This window comes from Streptomyces peucetius, assembly GCF_025854275.1.
Taxonomy (GTDB): Bacteria; Actinomycetota; Actinomycetes; order Streptomycetales; family Streptomycetaceae; genus Streptomyces; species Streptomyces peucetius_A.
Window position 1 is genome coordinate 2,569,558 of record NZ_CP107567.1, and the last position, 16,687, is coordinate 2,586,244.

A 16,687-nucleotide genomic window follows, 5' to 3' on the forward strand; every position below is an offset into this window, starting at 1 on the left:
CGCCCCCTCGCCGACCGGCTCGAGCCGGATGTCGAGTGCACCCACCGGGAACCACCGGCGGACGCCGTCGGCCTCGGGTTCGAGGCTCAGCACCTCGCCCTCGCCGACCCGATGGAGCACCTCCGCGACTGAAACGCCACCGGCGGTGGGCCCCTCCCTCAGGGGCTCACCGCCGGTGGTGCTGCTGGTCCTACGCCTCCGACGTACTCGACGAGATGCCCGGAGCCGACGTCTGCTCGGCGGCGACGGCCTTCTTGGAGGCCTTCTTCGCCGTCGTCTTCTTCGCAGTCGTCTTCTTCGCAGTCGTCTTCTTGGCCGCGGTCTTCTTCGCCGCCGCCTTCTTCGCAGTGGCCTTCTTGGCGGTCTTGCGGGCCGCCTTCTTGGCCGCCGGGGCCGGAGCCTCGGTCTCCTCGGCCTTCGAGGCCTCCGCCTCAGGCTCCGCCGCCTTGGGCTCGGCAGCCTTCGGCTCGGTGGCGACCACGACGACCGCGGCCTCCTCGGCGCCCGACGGCGAACCGGCGGGAGCCGTCACCTTGCGGGTCACCCGGCGGCGCGCACGCGGCGGGGCCGCGACCGGCGCCTCCTCGGCGGCGGGGGCCGCCACCGGCTCGGGCTGCGGCTCGGCCGGCGCGGTGACGGTCGTCTCCACGACGGTCGGCTCGGACGTCACGGGCGGGCCCGCCGGAGCGGACACCTTCCGCGTCGCCCTGCGGCGGGTACGGCCCGCGGGGGCCGCCTCCTGAGCCGGCGCGGCCGGCTCAGGCTCGGCCACCGGCTCGACGGGCGCGGGAGTCGCGGCCGGCACCTCGACGGCCTGCGGCTCCGCGGCCTTCGGCGCGCCGGCCGGGGCCGACACCTTGCGGGTGGCCCGGCGGCGGCCACGGATGGGCGTACCTCCCGTGCCCTTGGGGCCACGGGGGAGGGTCGCTGCCGCCTCGGCCTCCGCCGCGCTGCTGTACAGCTCCTCGTCCGGAACGAACTCCGGCTCGGCGAGCGCCACCGGCGCCGCCACCTCGGCGGCGACCTCGGCCTCGGTCTCGGTCTCCGTGCCCGTGATCTCCGGCTGCGGCTCCGCCTGCTCCTGCGCGCCGCCACGGCCGCGCTTCTTCGAGCGCTTGCCGCCGCCACCGCCGCCGACGGACGTCGGCTGCTCCATGTGCACGATCACGCCGCGCCCGTTGCAGTGGACACAGGTCTCGGAGAAGGACTCCAGCAGGCCCTGGCCGACCCGCTTACGGGTCATCTGGACCAGACCCAACGACGTCACCTCGGCGACCTGGTGCTTGGTGCGGTCGCGGCCCAGGCACTCCAGGAGCCGCCGCATGACCAGGTCCCGGTTGGACTCCAGCACCATGTCGATGAAGTCGACGACGACGATGCCGCCCAGGTCGCGCAGCCGCAGCTGTCGCACGATCTCCTCGGCCGCCTCCAGGTTGTTCCTGGTGACGGTCTCCTCGAGGTTGCCGCCCTGACCGGTGAACTTCCCGGTGTTGACGTCGACCACGATCATGGCCTCGGTCTTGTCGATCACCAGCGAGCCGCCGCTCGGCAGCCAGACCTTGCGGTCCAGCGCCTTCATCAGCTGTTCGTCGATCCGGTGGACCGCGAAGACGTCGGTCTCGCTGGTCCAGCGCTGCAGCCGGTCGGCGAGGTCGGGCGCCACGTGCGACACGTAGCCGTGGATGGTCTCCCACGCCTCGTCACCGCTGACGACGACCTTGGAGAAGTCCTCGTTGAAGATGTCGCGGACGACCCGGACGGTCATGTCCGGCTCGCCGTAGAGCAGCGTCGGCGCGTTGCCGTTCTTCGCCTTCTTCTGGATGTCCTCCCACTGGGCCTGCAGACGCTCGACGTCGCGGCGCAGCTCGTCCTCGCTCGCTCCCTCGGCGGCGGTGCGCACGATGACGCCCGCGTCCTCGGGAACGATCTTCTTGAGGATGGTCTTCAGCCGGGCGCGCTCGGTGTCGGGCAGCTTGCGGCTGATGCCGGTCATCGAGCCCTCGGGCACGTAGACCAGGTAGCGGCCGGGCAGGGACACCTGGCTGGTGAGGCGGGCGCCCTTGTGGCCGATCGGGTCCTTGGTCACCTGGACGAGGACCGACTGGCCGGACTTGAGGGCGGCCTCGATACGGCGCGGACCACCCGCCATGCCCAGGGCCTCGAAGTTCACCTCACCGGCGTACAGGACCGCGTTGCGGCCCTTGCCGATGTCGACGAACGCGGCCTCCATGGACGGCAGGACGTTCTGGACCTTGCCCAGGTAGACGTTGCCGACGTAGCTGGTGGCCTGCTCCTTGTTGACGTAGTGCTCGACGAGCACGTTGTCCTCGAGGACGCCGATCTGGGTGCGCTCACCGCTCTGGCGGACGACCATCACCCGCTCGACGGCCTCACGGCGCGCCAGGAACTCGGCCTCCGTGATGATCGGCACCCGGCGGCGGCCCTGCTCGCGGCCTTCGCGGCGGCGCTGCTTCTTCGCCTCCAGGCGGGTCGAGCCCTTGATGGACTGGACCTCGTCCGCGCCTGAACCGGCCTCTTCCTTCTTACGGGGCTCGCGGACCTTGACGACCGTGCGCTCGGGGTCGTCGGTGCCCGTCTCGGCCTCCGTGCCGGCGCCGTCACCGCTGCGACGGCGGCGACGACGACGGCGACGGCTGCTGCTGGTGCCGGCGGCCGACGGGGTCTCGGTCTCGTCCTCGTCCTCTTCCTCGCCCTCTTCGTGGGCGGCCTCGGTCTCGGCGCCGGTCTCCTCGGCGCGCTCCTCCGCGGTCTCGTCCGCCTCGGCGGTCTCACCACGGCGGCGGCGACGGCCTCCGCGACGGCGACGGCGCGACGGACGGTCCTCGTACTCGTCCTGCTCCTCGCCCTCCGCGGCCTCCGCCTGCTCGGGCTCCGCCTCTTCCTCGGCCGGGGCGGCCTCTGCGGCGGGCGCCTCGACGGGCTCCGCGGGCTCGCCGCGACGGCGGCGACGACGACGGCCTGCCGGCTCGGGCGCGGCCGCCTCGACGTGCTCCTCTTCCTCCTGCGGCTCCGGCTCGCCCGCAGCGGCGGCAGCCGCGGCGGCGGCCGTCTCCGGAGTCTGGAACATCGGCTCGGTGAAGACGGGCGCCTGGAAGGTGGGCACGGCCGGCCGTGCGGCGCGACCGCCACGGGCGGACGTCTCCTCGGCCTCCTCGGCGGGCTGCGCGGTGAACTGCGGCGAGGCCGCGCGGCGGCGCGTACGGCCACGGGTCGCGGCCTTCTCCGCGGCGGCGACCTCTGTCCCTTCGGCGGCGATCTGGGCGACGGCGCTCTCGGGCAGGCTCTCGCCCGCGTCTGCCGCGTCCTCGTCGGCCGCCTTGGGCGCGCCTGCGGCGGCGGTGGCCTTACGGGCGGCCCGGCGGCGGGTGCGCGGGGCGGGCGCCTCCTCCTCTTCGGCCTCGGCAGGCTCGGCGGCGACGGCCTCGGCCTCGGCGGGCTGGACCTCGTCGGCGCCGGTCCTGGGGGCACCGGCGGGCGCGGAAGCACGTCGGCGCGTGCGGCGGCGCGCGGGCGCCTCCTCGGCGGCCGCGGCTTCGGGCTCTTCGCTGACAGCGGCCACTGCGGCCTCCTCCTCGTCGGCCTCGGTGACCTCGGCCTCGATGACCGGCTCGGTGACCTCGGGCGCGACGGCCTTCGGCGCACCGGCCGGGGCGGACGCGCGGCGACGGGTGCGGCGGGTGGCTGCAGTCTCCGTCGTGGCGGCTGCGGGGGTCTCTTCGGCGGGCGCGGCGACTTCGCCGGCCTCGGCCTCGGCGGCTTCCGCGACCTGCGGCGAACCGGCCGGAGCCGTCGCCTTCCGCGTCGCACGACGACGGGCACGCGGCGCAGGCACCTCTTCGGCAGCCTCCTCCGCAACCGCCTCGGACGCCGCCGACTCCACGGTCCCGGCGGCAGCCGGCGCACCCGCAGGAGCGGACGCCCGGCGACGACGGCGCGGCGCGGCAGCCTCAGCGGCAACCGGCTCACCGGCCTCAGCAGCCTCCGCCTCGGCGGCCTCCGCCACCTGCGGCGAACCGGCCGGAGCCGTCGCCTTCCGCGTCGCACGACGACGGGCACGCGGCGCTTCGGTCACGGCCTGCGCCACCTGGGCCGCCTCTGCGGCATCGGGCTCGGCGGATGCCTCGTCGGCAGCGTCGCCGGAGCCCTCCACCACGGCGCCCACTGCGGCGACGGCCGGGATCACGGCCTCGGCGGCCTGCACCTGGTCTGCGCTCTCCGCGGCCTCGGCCGTCTGCGGCGCGCCCGCCGGACGCGACGCGGCGCGGCGCCTGCGGCGCGGCGGCAGCGTGTCGCTGGGGCTGTTGTTGTTGTCTTCGTTGTTGTTACCGGCGGTGCCGGTTTCGTTCGGCTCGAGCATGCGGGCGGTTCTCCCGTCACGCTCCCGGGCGCCGCGCCTGGTCCGGTCCGGCCGCGGCCCGCGTGATGTGCGCGGTGCCGCCGTCCGGGGCGCGGGCGCCGCACGGGAGCTGATGTCTGGCTCGCCGGTTCCGTACGCGATGTACGCACGGCCTGGCGAAAGTCTCCTGTGTCATCGCGCGGCCCGACCCTGGTGGCTCCCGAGTGCAAGAGCCGCGCTACGACGACCGTCCTTACGCGGCGGGACCTTCCGGCGCCGTCGCAGAAGCGGTCCCGGCGGCCGTGGATGGAACGGCCGGGGCTGCCTCGCGGTCGGGCGCGAGCGGGTCGGTCACCGTGCCGGACTCCTCGTCGAAGAGCCCCTGCGCCAGCCTGGTCACCGCTGCGGGGACCGGCGGCGCCAGGTCGGCCACAGCTCGGAGACCGGACAGGACGTCGTCGGGTCGCACGGCAGGTGTCACGTGCCGAACAACCAGGCGCAGTATCGCACAGGGCCCGTCCCCGCTCCTATCGGACGCCGCGTGGCCGGCCTCGAGGCCGGCCACGGCGCCGCGTGCGTCGAACGTGCGCATGCCGTTCTTCGTCTTCCGCTGGACCTCGACGGTCTCCGCGGCGAGGAAGGCGGCCACGGCACTCTCGGCGTCCCGGGGCTCGACACCCTCCAGACGCAGCTCCCACACGGAGGCGGTGAGCCGGTCGGCGAGCCCGGAGGTCCGGGCCTCGACGGCGTCGGTGATGTCGAGACCGGCCGGCAGCGACTCGTCGAGCAGCTCGCGCAGCTTGTCCGGGTCGCGCCGGTCGGTGAGGGCGATCTCCAGGTATTCGGCCTCGCTGCCCGTGCCGGTGGGGGCGGCATTGGCGTACGACACCTTGGGGTGCGGGGTGAAGCCCGCCGAGTACGCCATGGGCACCTCGGCGCGCCGCAGCGCCCGCTCGAAGGCGCGCTGGAAGTCACGGTGGCTGGTGAACCGGAGGCGGCCGCGCTTGGTGTAGCGCAGTCGGATGCGCTGCACCGCAGGTGCGGGCGGCGGGCCTTCGGGCTGTCGCTTGCCCAGTGGTTCTTCTCCTCGGTGTGGAGCGGGCGCGGGTGGCGCGCCGCCCTCAACGTGTGGGGTGCTCCCCGGGGGCCGACCGGTTCACCCCTGCTTGTGCAGGGAGATCTCGGGCTCGGCCGCCGCGCCGGGAACGGTCTGTGTTTGTTGTCTGCCACCCAGGTTACGCGCCTGACCGGCCGTACCCACCACGGGCTGCGGCTCGCGGGGCGTGCCGATCAGCGCCCGCCAGGCGTCGCGCCGTGCCCGGCGCACTGTTTCCCGGGCCGACGCGAGCGCCGCCCGGGTAGCACGGCCGGCCTGCACGGCGGCCTCGGCGACCGGCCGCCACACGGCGTCGCGCACGAAGTGCCCGACGGGCGTGCACACACTGCGGTGGAACCAGCGCGCCGGGCGGCCCACCAGGTTCCACGCGAGCCACTTCAGGCCGCGGCCGACCGCACGCGAGATGTAGCCGGCGATCCGCCAGGCCACGGCGAGCGCCGCCGCGATCTCACGGCCGACGGGGGCGAGGACGTACCGGTACAGCCACACCACGGGGACCACCAGCAGCGTCCGCACGAGCCATACGAAGCCCCGGCCGAGGGCGTGCAGGAGCCAGGCGATGCCGTGGCCGAGCGGGGTCAGCAGCTGCCGGTACACCCACACCACGGGCACCACCAGTACGTACGTCACCACCGGCACCACCACATACCGCCACAGCGCCACCCACGGCCAGTAGAACAACGCCTTGCCGAGCCAGGTCAGCACGGCCGCGAGCCCGTGGCCGAGCGGGGTGAGGAGCGTGCGACCGATCCACCGCGCCGGCGCGAGAAGCAAGTGCTCCACGAGCCAGGCGATGCCGTGGCCGAGCGGGGTCAGCAACTGGCGGTACACCCACACCACGGGCACCACCAGCCCGCACGTCACCACCGGCACCACCACATACCGCCACAGCGCCACCCACGGCCAGTAGAACAACGCCTTGGCAATCACGGTGGCCACCCACCCCACGGCACGCGCCACAGGGTTGATCACCTTCTCGAAGACCCAGGCCAGCGCCCGCCCGAGCGGTCTCAGCAGCACCCGATCCACGGCCCGGCCGCACAGGACGAGGACGTCCCACACCATCCGCACGGGGACGACGACGAGCAGCACCACGACGCGCACCGGGATCCGGACGACCTGAGCAAGGCAGCCGTCGCCCGGCTCGTAGTCCTTCGGGGCCATGTGCGCGCCGTGGCGCTGCGGGGCGGTCCCCTGCGACGGCTTCTCCAAGTCCATGACAGAGATGACGCGGCGGAGACCTGTTCGGATCCATTACCAGCGGTTTTTCCCGCTCACGCGGGGCGGGTGGCTCCGTCGACACGGCGCGGGACGTGCAGCGGGTTGTCGTCGCGCAGCTCCGGCGGCAACAGCGCCGCCGGAACTCTGGTAACTGACGGGCCGCAGGAAGCGTTCGAGGGCACCGGTGCCGACCGAGGTGGTCGCCGGGGCGGAGGTGGCGGGGCAGGGACCTCCATGGATCACGGCGTGACCGACCTCCACGCCGGTGGGCCAGCCGTTGAAGACGACGCGCCGGCCAGGAGTTCCAGGGTGTCGAGGAGACGGGAGGCGGTGGGGAGGTCGGCGTCCGTGGCGTGGACGGTCGCGGTGAGCTGGCCTTCGAGGGCCGCGGCGAGGTTCTCCATGCCGGTGGCCGCGGGCACCCCTACGACGAGGGAGGCCGGGCCGAAGACCTCTGCCCGCAGTGCGGGAGTGGCGAGGAAGGTCTCGGCGTCCGTGACGAGGACGGCCGCCCGGCCGGGGGTGGCCACCTCGTCGTTCTCCCCGCCGCGGGCACGGACCGTGACCCCTTCGACGGCCTCGAGACCGGCCAGTCCCTGTGTGCAGTTGCCGTGGATGCCGGGCGAAAGCATGGGTGTTGCCGTGTAGTGACGGACCGCGGCTGCCGCGGCCCGTACGAAGCGCTCCAGGTCTTCGCCCTCGTGGGCGAAGACGAGCCCCGGGCTGGTGCACATCTGCCCCGTCGAGCTGGTCATGGAGGCGATGAAGGCGCGGCCGAGGCCGTCCGGGTCCCGGCGCAGGGCGTTTGGCAGCAGGAAGACCGGGTCGACGCTGGACATCTCGGCGAACACGGGTATCGGCTCGGGCCTGCGTGAGGCGGTCTCACAGAGCGCGAGTCCGCCCCGGCGGGATCCCGTGAATCCCACGGCCTTGATAGGCGGATCGGTGACCAGCGCACGACCGAGGTCGGGGCCGGGGCCGGGGCCGGGGCCGTGGAGCAGCGAGAAGGTGCCTTCCGGCAGGCCGTGTTCGCGAACCGCCGCCCGGACGGCGCGGCCGACGAGTTCGCTGGTGCCCGGGTGGGAGGGGTGCGCCTTGACGACCACGGGAGCGCCGGCGGCCAGGGCGGAGGCGGTGTCGCCGCCGGCGACGGAGAAGGCGAGCGGGAAGTTGCTCGCGGTGAAGACCACGACGGGGCCGAGCGGGATGCGGCGGCGGCGCAGGTCGGGGCGCGGCACGGGGGTCCGCCCGGGCAGAGCGGGGTCGATGTGCGCGTCCAGCCAGCCGCCCTCGCGGACGACGGCCGCGAACATGCGCAGTCGGCCGGTCGTGCGGTCGCGTTCGCTCTCGACGCGTGCGGCGGGCAACCCGGTCTCGTCGCGTACGCGCTCCAGCAGCGTGGGGCCGAGGTCCTCGATGTGCCGCGCGATGCTCTCGAGGAAGGCGGCCCTCGCTTCCAGGGACGTGTGGCGGTAGCCGTGGAACGCCTGTTGGGCCAGGCGCACGGCGAGTTCGGCCTCGTCGCGGGTGGCGGCGGTGAAGAGGGGCCCGTCGGAGCGCCCGTGCGGGGGTCGGTGGCCCGGAAAGCGGGGCCGGAGCCCGTCACGTCGTCGACGCCGATGAGCTGCGCCCCGGTGAGCCCGGTCGGGTCGGGGACGGCGGTCTGCCGTGCGGCGGATGCGGTTCCCATGGCGTCAGACCGCCTTCCTGACGAGGTCGGCCAGTTCCGCGGTCTCGGTTTCGGTGAGGTCGGTCAGCGGCGTGCGGACCGGCCCCGCGGGGTGGCCTACGACCCTCATGCCGGCCTTGACGATGCTGACCGCGTAGCCGGGGCGGCGGCTGCGGAGCGCGCAGTACGGCAGGACGAAGTCGTTCAGGCGCCGGCGGACCCCGGCGCTGTCGTGCGCGCGCACCGCTTCGTAGAAGTCGAGGGCGAACTGCGGCAGGAAGTTGAAGACGGCGGACGAGTAGGTGCTGACGCCGAGCTCCAGATAGGGCACCGCGAACATCTCGGCGGTGGGCAGTCCGCCGACGTAGACGAGACGGTCGCCGAGCCGGGCGTGGATCCGCGTCATCAGCTCCAGGTCGCCGACGCCGTCCTTGAAGCCGATGAGGTTGGGGCAGGAGTCGGCGAGCTCCGCGACCGTGCTGTCGTCGTAGACGGCATCGGCCCGGCTGTAGACGATGACGCCGAGACGGGTCGCCCGGCACACGGCCTTCACATGCGCGGCAAGTCCCTCCTGCGACGCCTCCGTCAGATAGGGAGGCAGCAGGAGGATCGCGTCGGCGCCGTCGTTCTCGGCCTGCCGGGCGAGTTCCACGGCGGTGGCTCGCCGGTGGAGGCGCGCTACTTCCACGAACTCCTGATCAGCGTCTTCCGCGCGGCCCGGATCACCCCGGTCTTCTCCCAGTACCTCAGCCAGGTCCACAGCATCCTGGCACTGGTCAACGGCGGCTGGGGAGTGGCGCTGGTGCCCGAGACCGCTGCCCTGCTGCGCTACGCCGGCGTCGTCTTCCGACCCGTACGGCTGAGCGCCCCGGCCCCCGTCGAGCTCACGCTCGCGTGGCGGACCAACAACCACAACCCCGCCCTGAGCGCTCTCCTCGAACATCTGTGAGGCCCATAGGAGGCCTCGCCGTCCGATTCCTTTTCGGCATCACAGGATACGAAACAAGTGTTGGACCTGTATCCGTGCGTCTCCCAGCTTCCTCTGTAGCGAGAGTCCGCCGGAGCCTCACCAGGGGCAGGTGCTCCTTCCGGCGACAACATTCACCTCTTGCCCTGGTCCGTCGAGGACCGGGTTGAGCCGCACCCGCAGGTGCCTGAGGAGAAGGGGCGCTCCATGCCCTCCGCTCGTGACACCCCCACTGCCTCCCCCCTGGACAGTGCCGTCACCAAAGTCTTCCGCCGTGTGGTACCCCTCTTCATCGTCATGCTGGTCTGCAATCAGCTGAACCGCTCCAACATCGGATACGCCCAGGTCCATCTGGAGGCGGACGTCGGCATCGGCGCCGCCGCCTACGGATTCGGCGCCGGCCCGTTCTTCGTCGCGTACGCCATCTTCGAACTCCCCAGCAACGTACTGATGGAGCGCTACGGCCCCAAGGTCTGGCTGACCCGCATCATGGTCAGCTGGGGCCTGGTGTCCGCAGCGATGGCGTTCGTCAACGGCCCCGTCATGTTCTACGTGCTGCGCTTCCTGCTCGGGGTGGCGGAAGCGGGCTTCTTCCCCGCCAGCATCTTCTATTTCTCCCGCTGGCTGCCCGGGTCGCACCGGGGCCGCGCCACCGCCATGTTCGTCGCCGGATCCTCCATCGCCGCCGCGATCTCCGGCCCGGTCTCCGGGCCTCTGCTCTCACTCGACGGAGCGGGCGGGATCACGGGCTGGCAGTGGCTGTTCGGCATCGAGGGCATGCTGTCCGTCGTCGTGGGCTGCGTCGCCTACCGCCTGCTCGACTCGAAGATCAAGGACGCCCGCTGGCTGAGCGGTGCCGAACAGCGGGCTCTGACCGACAGCGTGGAACGCGAGGACGAGGCCAGGCGCCGCGAGGCCGGCGCCGGGGCGGGAACCACGTCCCGCTGGAAGCTCCTGCTCAACCCCCAGGTGCTGGTCTTCTGCGGCATCTACCCCCCGCCCCCCGTCCGGCGACCTGACGGCCCTGGCCCCGAGACACCGCACCCGCCTCCCGTCCCGGGACCGGCCACGCCGTCGCTCCTCCCCCGCCCCGTACCTCCGACCCAAGGACTCCCATGAGCGCCGCGCCCCTCGGCACCCCCCAGCCAGTCGTCACTTCGATGCGCGTCATCCCCGTCGCGGGCCAGGACAGCATGCTGCTGAACCTCAGCGGCGCCCACGCCCCCTACTTCACCCGTAATCTCGTCGTCCTGACCGACTCCGAGGGGCGCACCGGGGTGGGCGAGGTCCCTGGTGGCGAGAAGATCCGCTCCACGCTGCAGGAGGCCGAGGACCTGGTGGCCGGGCAGCCCCTCGGCCAGTACCACGCGGTCCTGCGCGCGGTCCGCGAGCGCTTCGGGGACCGGGACACCGGCGGGCGGGGCTCGCAGACCTTCGACCTGCGGATCACGGTGCATGCCGTCACCGCCCTGGAGTCCGCCCTGCTCGACCTTCTCGGACAGCATCTGGGTGTGCCCGTGAGCGCGCTGCTGGGTGAGGGGCGGCAGCGGGACCGCGTGCCTGTGCTCGGCTACCTCTTCTACATCGGCGACCGCGGGCGCACCGACCTGCCCTACCGCAGCGAGCCGGACGCCCAGGACGACTGGCTGCGACTGCGGAACGAGGAGGCGCTCACCCCCGCCGCTGTCGTCGCCCTCGCGGAGGCTGCCCAGCGGCGTTACGGGTTCCAGGACTTCAAGCTCAAGGGTGGTGTCCTGGAGGGCCGGCAGGAGGCCGAGGCGGTCCGGGCCCTCGCCGAGCGCTTCCCCGGGGCCCGGATCACGCTGGACCCCAACGGCGCCTGGCCGGTGGAGGAAGCCGTCGCGCTGGGCCGCGAGCTGGCCGGCGTCCTCGCCTACGCGGAGGACCCGTGCGGCCCGGAGGGCGGCTACTCCGGCCGCGAGACGATGGCCGAGTTCCGGCGCGCCACCGGGCTGCGGACCGCCACCAACATGATCGCCACCGACTGGCGGCAGCTCAGCCACGCCGTTCGCGCCGACGCGGTCGACATCCCGCTGGCCGACCCCCACTTCTGGACCATGCAGGGCTCCGTACGGGTCGCCCAGCTCTGCGAGGCGTGGGGGCTGACCTGGGGCTCGCACTCCAACAACCACTTCGACGTGTCGCTGGCCATGTTCACCCATGTCGCCGCCGCGGCCCCCGGTGAGATCACGGCCATCGACACCCACTGGATCTGGCAGGACGGCCAGCGGCTCACCACCGAACCCTTCGAGATCAGAGACGGCATGCTCGATGTGCCCGTATGCCCGGGTCTGGGCGTCACTCTCGACATGGAGCAGGTGGAGGCGGCCCACGAGCTCTACCGCAGCCTGGGGCTCGGGTCCCGGGACGACGCGACCGCCATGCGTCACCTGGTGCCCGGCTGGGAGTTCGACAGCAAGCGGCCCGCGCTGGTGCGGTGAGCACGGGAAAGGGCCCGGCCGCAGGTTTCCCCACGGCCGGGCCCTTTCCGGTTGTCCCGGCGGCGCTACTTCACGACGGTCAGCGGGAGCAGCTTCTTGCCCGTCGGGCCGACCTGGATGTGGGTGTCCATCTGCGGGCACACGCCGCAGTCGAAGCACGGCGTCCAGCGGCAGTCCTCGACCTCGGTCTCGTCGAGGGCGTCCTGCCAGTCCTCCCAGAGCCAGTCCTTGTCGAGACCGGAGTCCAGGTGGTCCCAGGGCAGGACCTCCTCGTACGTGCGCTCACGGGTCGTGTACCAGTCGACGTCGACGCCGAAGTCCGGCAGCGTCTTCTCGGCGCACGCCATCCAGCGGTCGTACGAGAAGTGCTCGCGCCAGCCGTCGAAGCGGCCGCCGTCCTCGTACACGGCGCGGATGACCGCGCCGACACGGCGGTCGCCGCGCGAGAGCAGGCCCTCGACGATGCCGGGCTTGCCGTCGTGGTAGCGGAAGCCGATCGAGCGGCCGTACTTCTTGTCGCCGCGGATCTTGTCGCGCAGCTTCTCCAGGCGCGCGTCGGTCTCCTCGGCGCTCAGCTGCGGCGCCCACTGGAACGGGGTGTGCGGCTTGGGCACGAACCCGCCGATGGACACCGTGCAGCGGATGTCGTTCTGTCCGGAGACCTTGCGGCCCTCGGCGATGACCTTGACGGCCATGTCGCCGATCTGGAGGACGTCCTCGTCGGTCTCCGTCGGCAGACCGCACATGAAGTACAGCTTCACCTGCCGCCAGCCGTTGCCGTACGCGGTGGAGACCGTACGGATCAGGTCCTCCTCCGAGACCATCTTGTTGATGACCTTGCGCATGCGCTCGGAGCCGCCCTCGGGGGCGAAGGTCAGGCCGGAGCGGCGGCCGTTCCTGGTGAGCTCGTTGGCGAGATCGACGTTGAACGCGTCGACCCGCGTCGACGGCAGGGAGAGACCGATCTTGTCCTCCTCGTACCGGTCGGCCAGGCCCTTCGCGATGTCGCCGATCTCGCTGTGGTCCGCGGAGGACAGCGACAGCAGGCCGACCTCCTCGAAGCCGGTCGCCTTGAGACCCTTGTCGACCATGTCGCCGATGCCGGTGATGCTTCGCTCCCGCACGGGGCGCGTGATCATGCCGGCCTGGCAGAAACGGCAGCCGCGGGTGCAGCCGCGGAAGATCTCGACGGACATCCGCTCGTGGACGGTCTCCGCGAGCGGGACCAGCGGCTGCTTCGGGTAGGGCCACTCGTCGAGGTCCATGACGGTGTGCTTGGACACTCGCCACGGCACACCCGACTTGTTGGGCACGACGCGGCCGATGCGGCCGTCGGGCAGGTACTCCACGTCGTAGAAGCGCGGCACGTACACGTTGCCGGTCTTCGCGAGACGGAACAGGACCTCCTCGCGCCCGCCCGGGCGGCCCTCCGCCTTCCAGGCGCGGATGATCTCGGTCATGTCGAGAACGGCCTGCTCGCCGTCGCCGATGACCGCGCAGTCGATGAAGTCCGCGATCGGCTCGGGGTTGAACGCGGCGTGACCGCCGGCCAGCACGATCGGATGATCGACCGTGCGGTCCCTGGACTCCAGCGGGATGCCCGCGAGGTCCAGCGCCGTGAGCATGTTGGTGTAGCCGAGCTCGGTGGAGAAGCTGAGCCCGAACACGTCGAACGCGCCGACGGGCCGGTGGCTGTCCACGGTGAACTGCGGCACCTTGTGCTCGCGCATCAGTTCCTCGAGGTCCGGCCACACGCTGTAGGTGCGCTCCGCGAGCACGCCCTCGCGTTCGTTCAGCACCTCGTAGAGGATCATGACGCCCTGGTTGGGCAGACCGACCTCGTAGGCGTCCGGGTACATGAGGGCCCAGCGCACGTCGCAGGACTCCCAGGGCTTGACGGTGGAGTTCAGCTCACCGCCGACGTACTGGATGGGCTTCTGCACATGCGGAAGCAGCGCTTCGAGCTGTGGGAAGACCGACTCGGCAGACATGGAAACCTATCTGGGCTGACAAGGGGGCGACTCTCAAGCGTACCCGCCCGCTCAGCCGTCCAGCGCCGCCCTGATCCCGGGGGCCGAGGCCTCGTCCCACACCGCCGGCAGCTCCGCCTCGCGTTGCGCCGCGCGGGCCTCCTCCCTGCCGAACAGCAACCCCCAGACGAAGGCGCTCTCGCCCGCCGCGTGGGCCCGGACCGCGAGCTCCCGCAGGGCTTCCCGTGCGACGACGCTGTCCTGGTGGTCGCCGAGGACCTTCTGCACCGCCTTCATGCGCTTCCCGAAGCGCTTCGCCGCCCCGCCGAGCGCGGGCCGCGCCACCTCGGCCGCGTACCGGGCGCGTTTGGCGGCCTTGCGGGCGTCGTGCATGGCGAGGTCCCGCTCCTCACCGGCGGGCAGCGACAGGGCCTTGTCCATCCGGGCGGCCAGCCGGTCGTACTCCTTGAGCACCGCCTTGGCGAGCACGGCACCGGGCGCCCGGCCGGCGGCCTTCAGCAACGGCGGTTCGGCGCGCAGCGCGTCCAGCGAGTCGAGCAGCGCCAGGTAGCGGTCGCTGTCGAGCGCGGCGACCGCGGTGCTTCGCGCCCCCGCCGCTCCGGCGACGGACCACTGCCGCAGCCGGGCGGCGACCGGGCCGAGCAGCAGCGTCCCCGGTACGGCGTCGACCCGGCCGCGCAGCCGCTCGGCGAGCACCTCCTGGTCACGGGCGACGCCCAGCTCCCCCGCGAGCCACTTGAGCTCGTCGATCACCGGCTGTGTGGCTTCGCGGTCGAGGACCTTGCGGTACGTCCGCAGTGCACTGCGCAGCCGCCGGGTGGCGACCCGCATCTGGTGCACGGTGTCGGGCAGGTCGCGGCGCACGCCTGCGTCGTACGCGACAATCGCGGCCGTCTGCTCGCTCACGTAGGCGAGCACTTGGTCGCCCGCCGTACGGGACCCGGACGGCTCCGGCGGGCGCGCCGGGCCGGCGCCGGTCTCGGTCAGCGCCCTGGCGAGCTTCGACGGCGCGGCTGCCGCGCGCACCCCGGCCTTGCGGAGCCGCTTGTCGACGGCGTCGAGGAAGGCGGGGTCGCCGCCGTCCGCCAGCTCCACCTCGATCTCGTCCCACTGTGCGGTGCCCTCGCCGCCGTCGAGCCGCTCGGCGACCACGGCGTCCCGGCTGAGCTCGGCGAGGAGCGTGCTGTCGGCGTCGACGAGATGGTGCACGTCCCGGGAGGACAGCAGCCGCACGACGGGGGCGAGGTCCTCGTTGCGGGTGTACGCCCGCACCAGGGCGGCCAGGCCGGCCGGCACCTCGTCGGACAGCGGTGCGGTGATCTCGTCCCGTACCCCGGGCGACACCGGAAGCTTCAGATGCCACCCGGCGTCCGCGCCGCCGGTCCTGCGGCGCAGTGTGATGGACGCGGCGGCCAGCCGCAGGCCGGGCGTGTCGTAGTACACGGCGTCCAGCTCGGCGACCCCCTTCCCCACGACGTCGGCCACACCGGGCACTTCTCTCAGGTCGGGCATCGGGGAGTCGGGGGTGGCTTCGTACTTACGCTCGATCTCGCGCTTGGTGTCCGCCATGTCTTCGAATCTAGCCCGCCGGCCCCGCGGGCGGCAGTCCGCCGAACGCTGGCGGTCCGGCGCGCGCGGCGACCGGGCGGCGCGCTCCGAAAGGGCGACGGCCCGGGCCGGGAACGCCGCCCGCCTGAGGGCTATGCGCTGACCGGCCGCTGGACCCGGATGGACTGCAGCAGCCCGATCGCGATCCACACCGCGAACATCGACGTGCCTCCGTACGACACGAACGGCAGCGGCAGGCCCGCGACCGGCATGATGCCGAGGGTCATGCCGATGTTCTCGAACGACTGGAAGGCGAACCAGGCGATTATCCCGGCGGCCACGATCGTGCCGTACAGCTCCGTCGTCTCGCGTGCGATCCGGCACGCGCGCCACAGCACCACACCCAGCAGGGCGATGATCAGCCCCGCCCCCAGGAAACCGAGCTCCTCGCCGGCGACGGTGAAGATGAAGTCGGTCTGCTGTTCGGGCACGAACTGGCCCGTGGTCTGGTGGCCGTTGAACAGACCCTCGCCATACAGCCCGCCGGAGCCGATCGCGATCCGCGCCTGGTTGGTGTTGTAACCGACGCCGGAGGGGTCGAGTTCGGGGTTGGCGAAGGCGGCGAAGCGGTTGAGCTGGTACTCGTCGAGCAGTCCGAGCGCGGCGACCGCCGCCGCGCCCAGCGCGCCGGCGCCGATGAGTCCGAACACCCAGCGGTTGGACGCGCCGGAGGCGAGCAGCACGCCGAGGACGATCACCACCATGACCATGACCGAGCCCAGGTCCGGCATCATCATGACGATGACCATCGGCACGACGGCGAGCACCAGGGCCTTGGCGACGGTGCGGTGGTCGGGATGCACCTGGTCGCCGGCGTCGACCCGGGCCGCGAGCAGCATCGCCATCCCGATGATGATCGTGATCTTCACGAACTCGGAGGGCTGCAGGGAGAATCCGCCACCGAGCTGGATCCATGCGTGCGCGCCGTTGATGGTGGCGCCCAGCGGGGTGAGGACGAGCAGCACGAGCACCACGGACAGCCCGTACAACACCGGGACCGCGCCCCGCAGGGTGCGGTGTCCGAGCCAGATCGTGCCGATCATCAGCACGACGCCGATGCCGGTGTTGAGCAGGTGGCGGACGAGGAAGTAGTACGGGTCGCCCTGGTTGAGCTCGGTGCGCCCGCGGGTCGCGGACCACACCAGCAGGGCGCCGAGCAGGGACAGCGCGATCGAGGAGAACAGAATCGGCCAGTCGAGTCTGCGCACCACCGAGTCACGGGCGGTGAGCCTGCTCCACAACCCGCCGCGTTCGGGTCCGTACCCGGAGACGGAGAAGCCGCCGGTGGTCATGGC

General features: G+C 72.4%; 11 protein-coding genes. 3 read left to right on the forward strand and 8 right to left on the reverse strand.

What is annotated here, in order from left to right:
* Positions 1-190: 190 nt before the first annotated feature.
* The 5 genes from OGH68_RS11815 to OGH68_RS11835 form a co-directional block, all read right to left on the reverse strand.
* The gene (locus OGH68_RS11815) at positions 191-4,378 is read right to left on the reverse strand and encodes an Rne/Rng family ribonuclease (protein WP_264243340.1); all 4,188 of its coding nucleotides are present in this window, start codon (positions 4,376-4,378) and stop codon (positions 191-193) included.
* A gap of 232 nt (positions 4,379-4,610) precedes the next feature.
* Positions 4,611-5,390, reverse strand: coding sequence for a TIGR03936 family radical SAM-associated protein (locus OGH68_RS11820; protein WP_264243341.1), 780 nt, complete (start codon positions 5,388-5,390; stop codon positions 4,611-4,613).
* Between the two features lie 123 nt (positions 5,391-5,513).
* On the reverse strand, positions 5,514-6,692 hold the full coding sequence (locus tag OGH68_RS11825) for a hypothetical protein (RefSeq protein WP_264243342.1): 1,179 nt from the start codon (positions 6,690-6,692) through the stop codon (positions 5,514-5,516).
* Positions 6,693-6,934: 242 nt separating this feature from the next.
* Positions 6,935-8,200: an aldehyde dehydrogenase (NADP(+)) gene (locus tag OGH68_RS11830; RefSeq protein ID WP_264243343.1), complete on the reverse strand. Its 1,266-nt coding sequence runs from the start codon at positions 8,198-8,200 to the stop codon at positions 6,935-6,937.
* Positions 8,201-8,389: 189 nt separating this feature from the next.
* Positions 8,390-9,052 carry a 5-dehydro-4-deoxyglucarate dehydratase gene (locus OGH68_RS11835; protein ID WP_319020199.1) on the reverse strand — a complete coding sequence of 221 codons (663 nt, stop codon included), beginning with the start codon at positions 9,050-9,052 and terminating at the stop codon, positions 8,390-8,392.
* On the opposite strand from OGH68_RS11835, the gene OGH68_RS11840 reads away from it, so the two are divergent.
* The 3 genes from OGH68_RS11840 (at position 9,032) to gudD (ending at position 11,793) form a co-directional block, all read left to right on the forward strand.
* Complete coding sequence (locus OGH68_RS11840; protein WP_264243344.1) at positions 9,032-9,313, forward strand: LysR substrate-binding domain-containing protein; 282 nt, start codon at positions 9,032-9,034, stop codon at positions 9,311-9,313. The genes OGH68_RS11835 and OGH68_RS11840 overlap by 21 nt on opposite strands.
* A gap of 225 nt (positions 9,314-9,538) precedes the next feature.
* On the forward strand, positions 9,539-10,450 hold the full coding sequence (locus OGH68_RS11845) for an MFS transporter (protein ID WP_264243345.1): 912 nt from the start codon (positions 9,539-9,541) through the stop codon (positions 10,448-10,450).
* Positions 10,447-11,793: a glucarate dehydratase gene (gene gudD, locus OGH68_RS11850; protein ID WP_264243346.1), complete on the forward strand. Its 1,347-nt coding sequence runs from the start codon at positions 10,447-10,449 to the stop codon at positions 11,791-11,793. The genes OGH68_RS11845 and gudD overlap by 4 nt, the downstream gene beginning before the upstream one ends.
* A gap of 65 nt (positions 11,794-11,858) precedes the next feature.
* On the opposite strand, the gene OGH68_RS11855 is transcribed toward gudD, so the two are convergent.
* The 3 genes from OGH68_RS11855 to rodA all read right to left on the reverse strand — a co-directional run bounded on the left by OGH68_RS11855 (position 11,859) and on the right by rodA (position 16,684).
* Complete coding sequence (locus tag OGH68_RS11855; RefSeq protein ID WP_264243347.1) at positions 11,859-13,784, reverse strand: TIGR03960 family B12-binding radical SAM protein; 1,926 nt, start codon at positions 13,782-13,784, stop codon at positions 11,859-11,861.
* Positions 13,785-13,835: 51 nt separating this feature from the next.
* Positions 13,836-15,353: a CYTH and CHAD domain-containing protein gene (locus OGH68_RS11860; protein WP_264243348.1), complete on the reverse strand. Its 1,518-nt coding sequence runs from the start codon at positions 15,351-15,353 to the stop codon at positions 13,836-13,838.
* 131 nt (positions 15,354-15,484) lie between these two features.
* Positions 15,485-16,684: a rod shape-determining protein RodA gene (gene rodA / locus OGH68_RS11865; protein WP_264243349.1), complete on the reverse strand. Its 1,200-nt coding sequence runs from the start codon at positions 16,682-16,684 to the stop codon at positions 15,485-15,487.
* Positions 16,685-16,687: the final 3 nt, after the last annotated feature.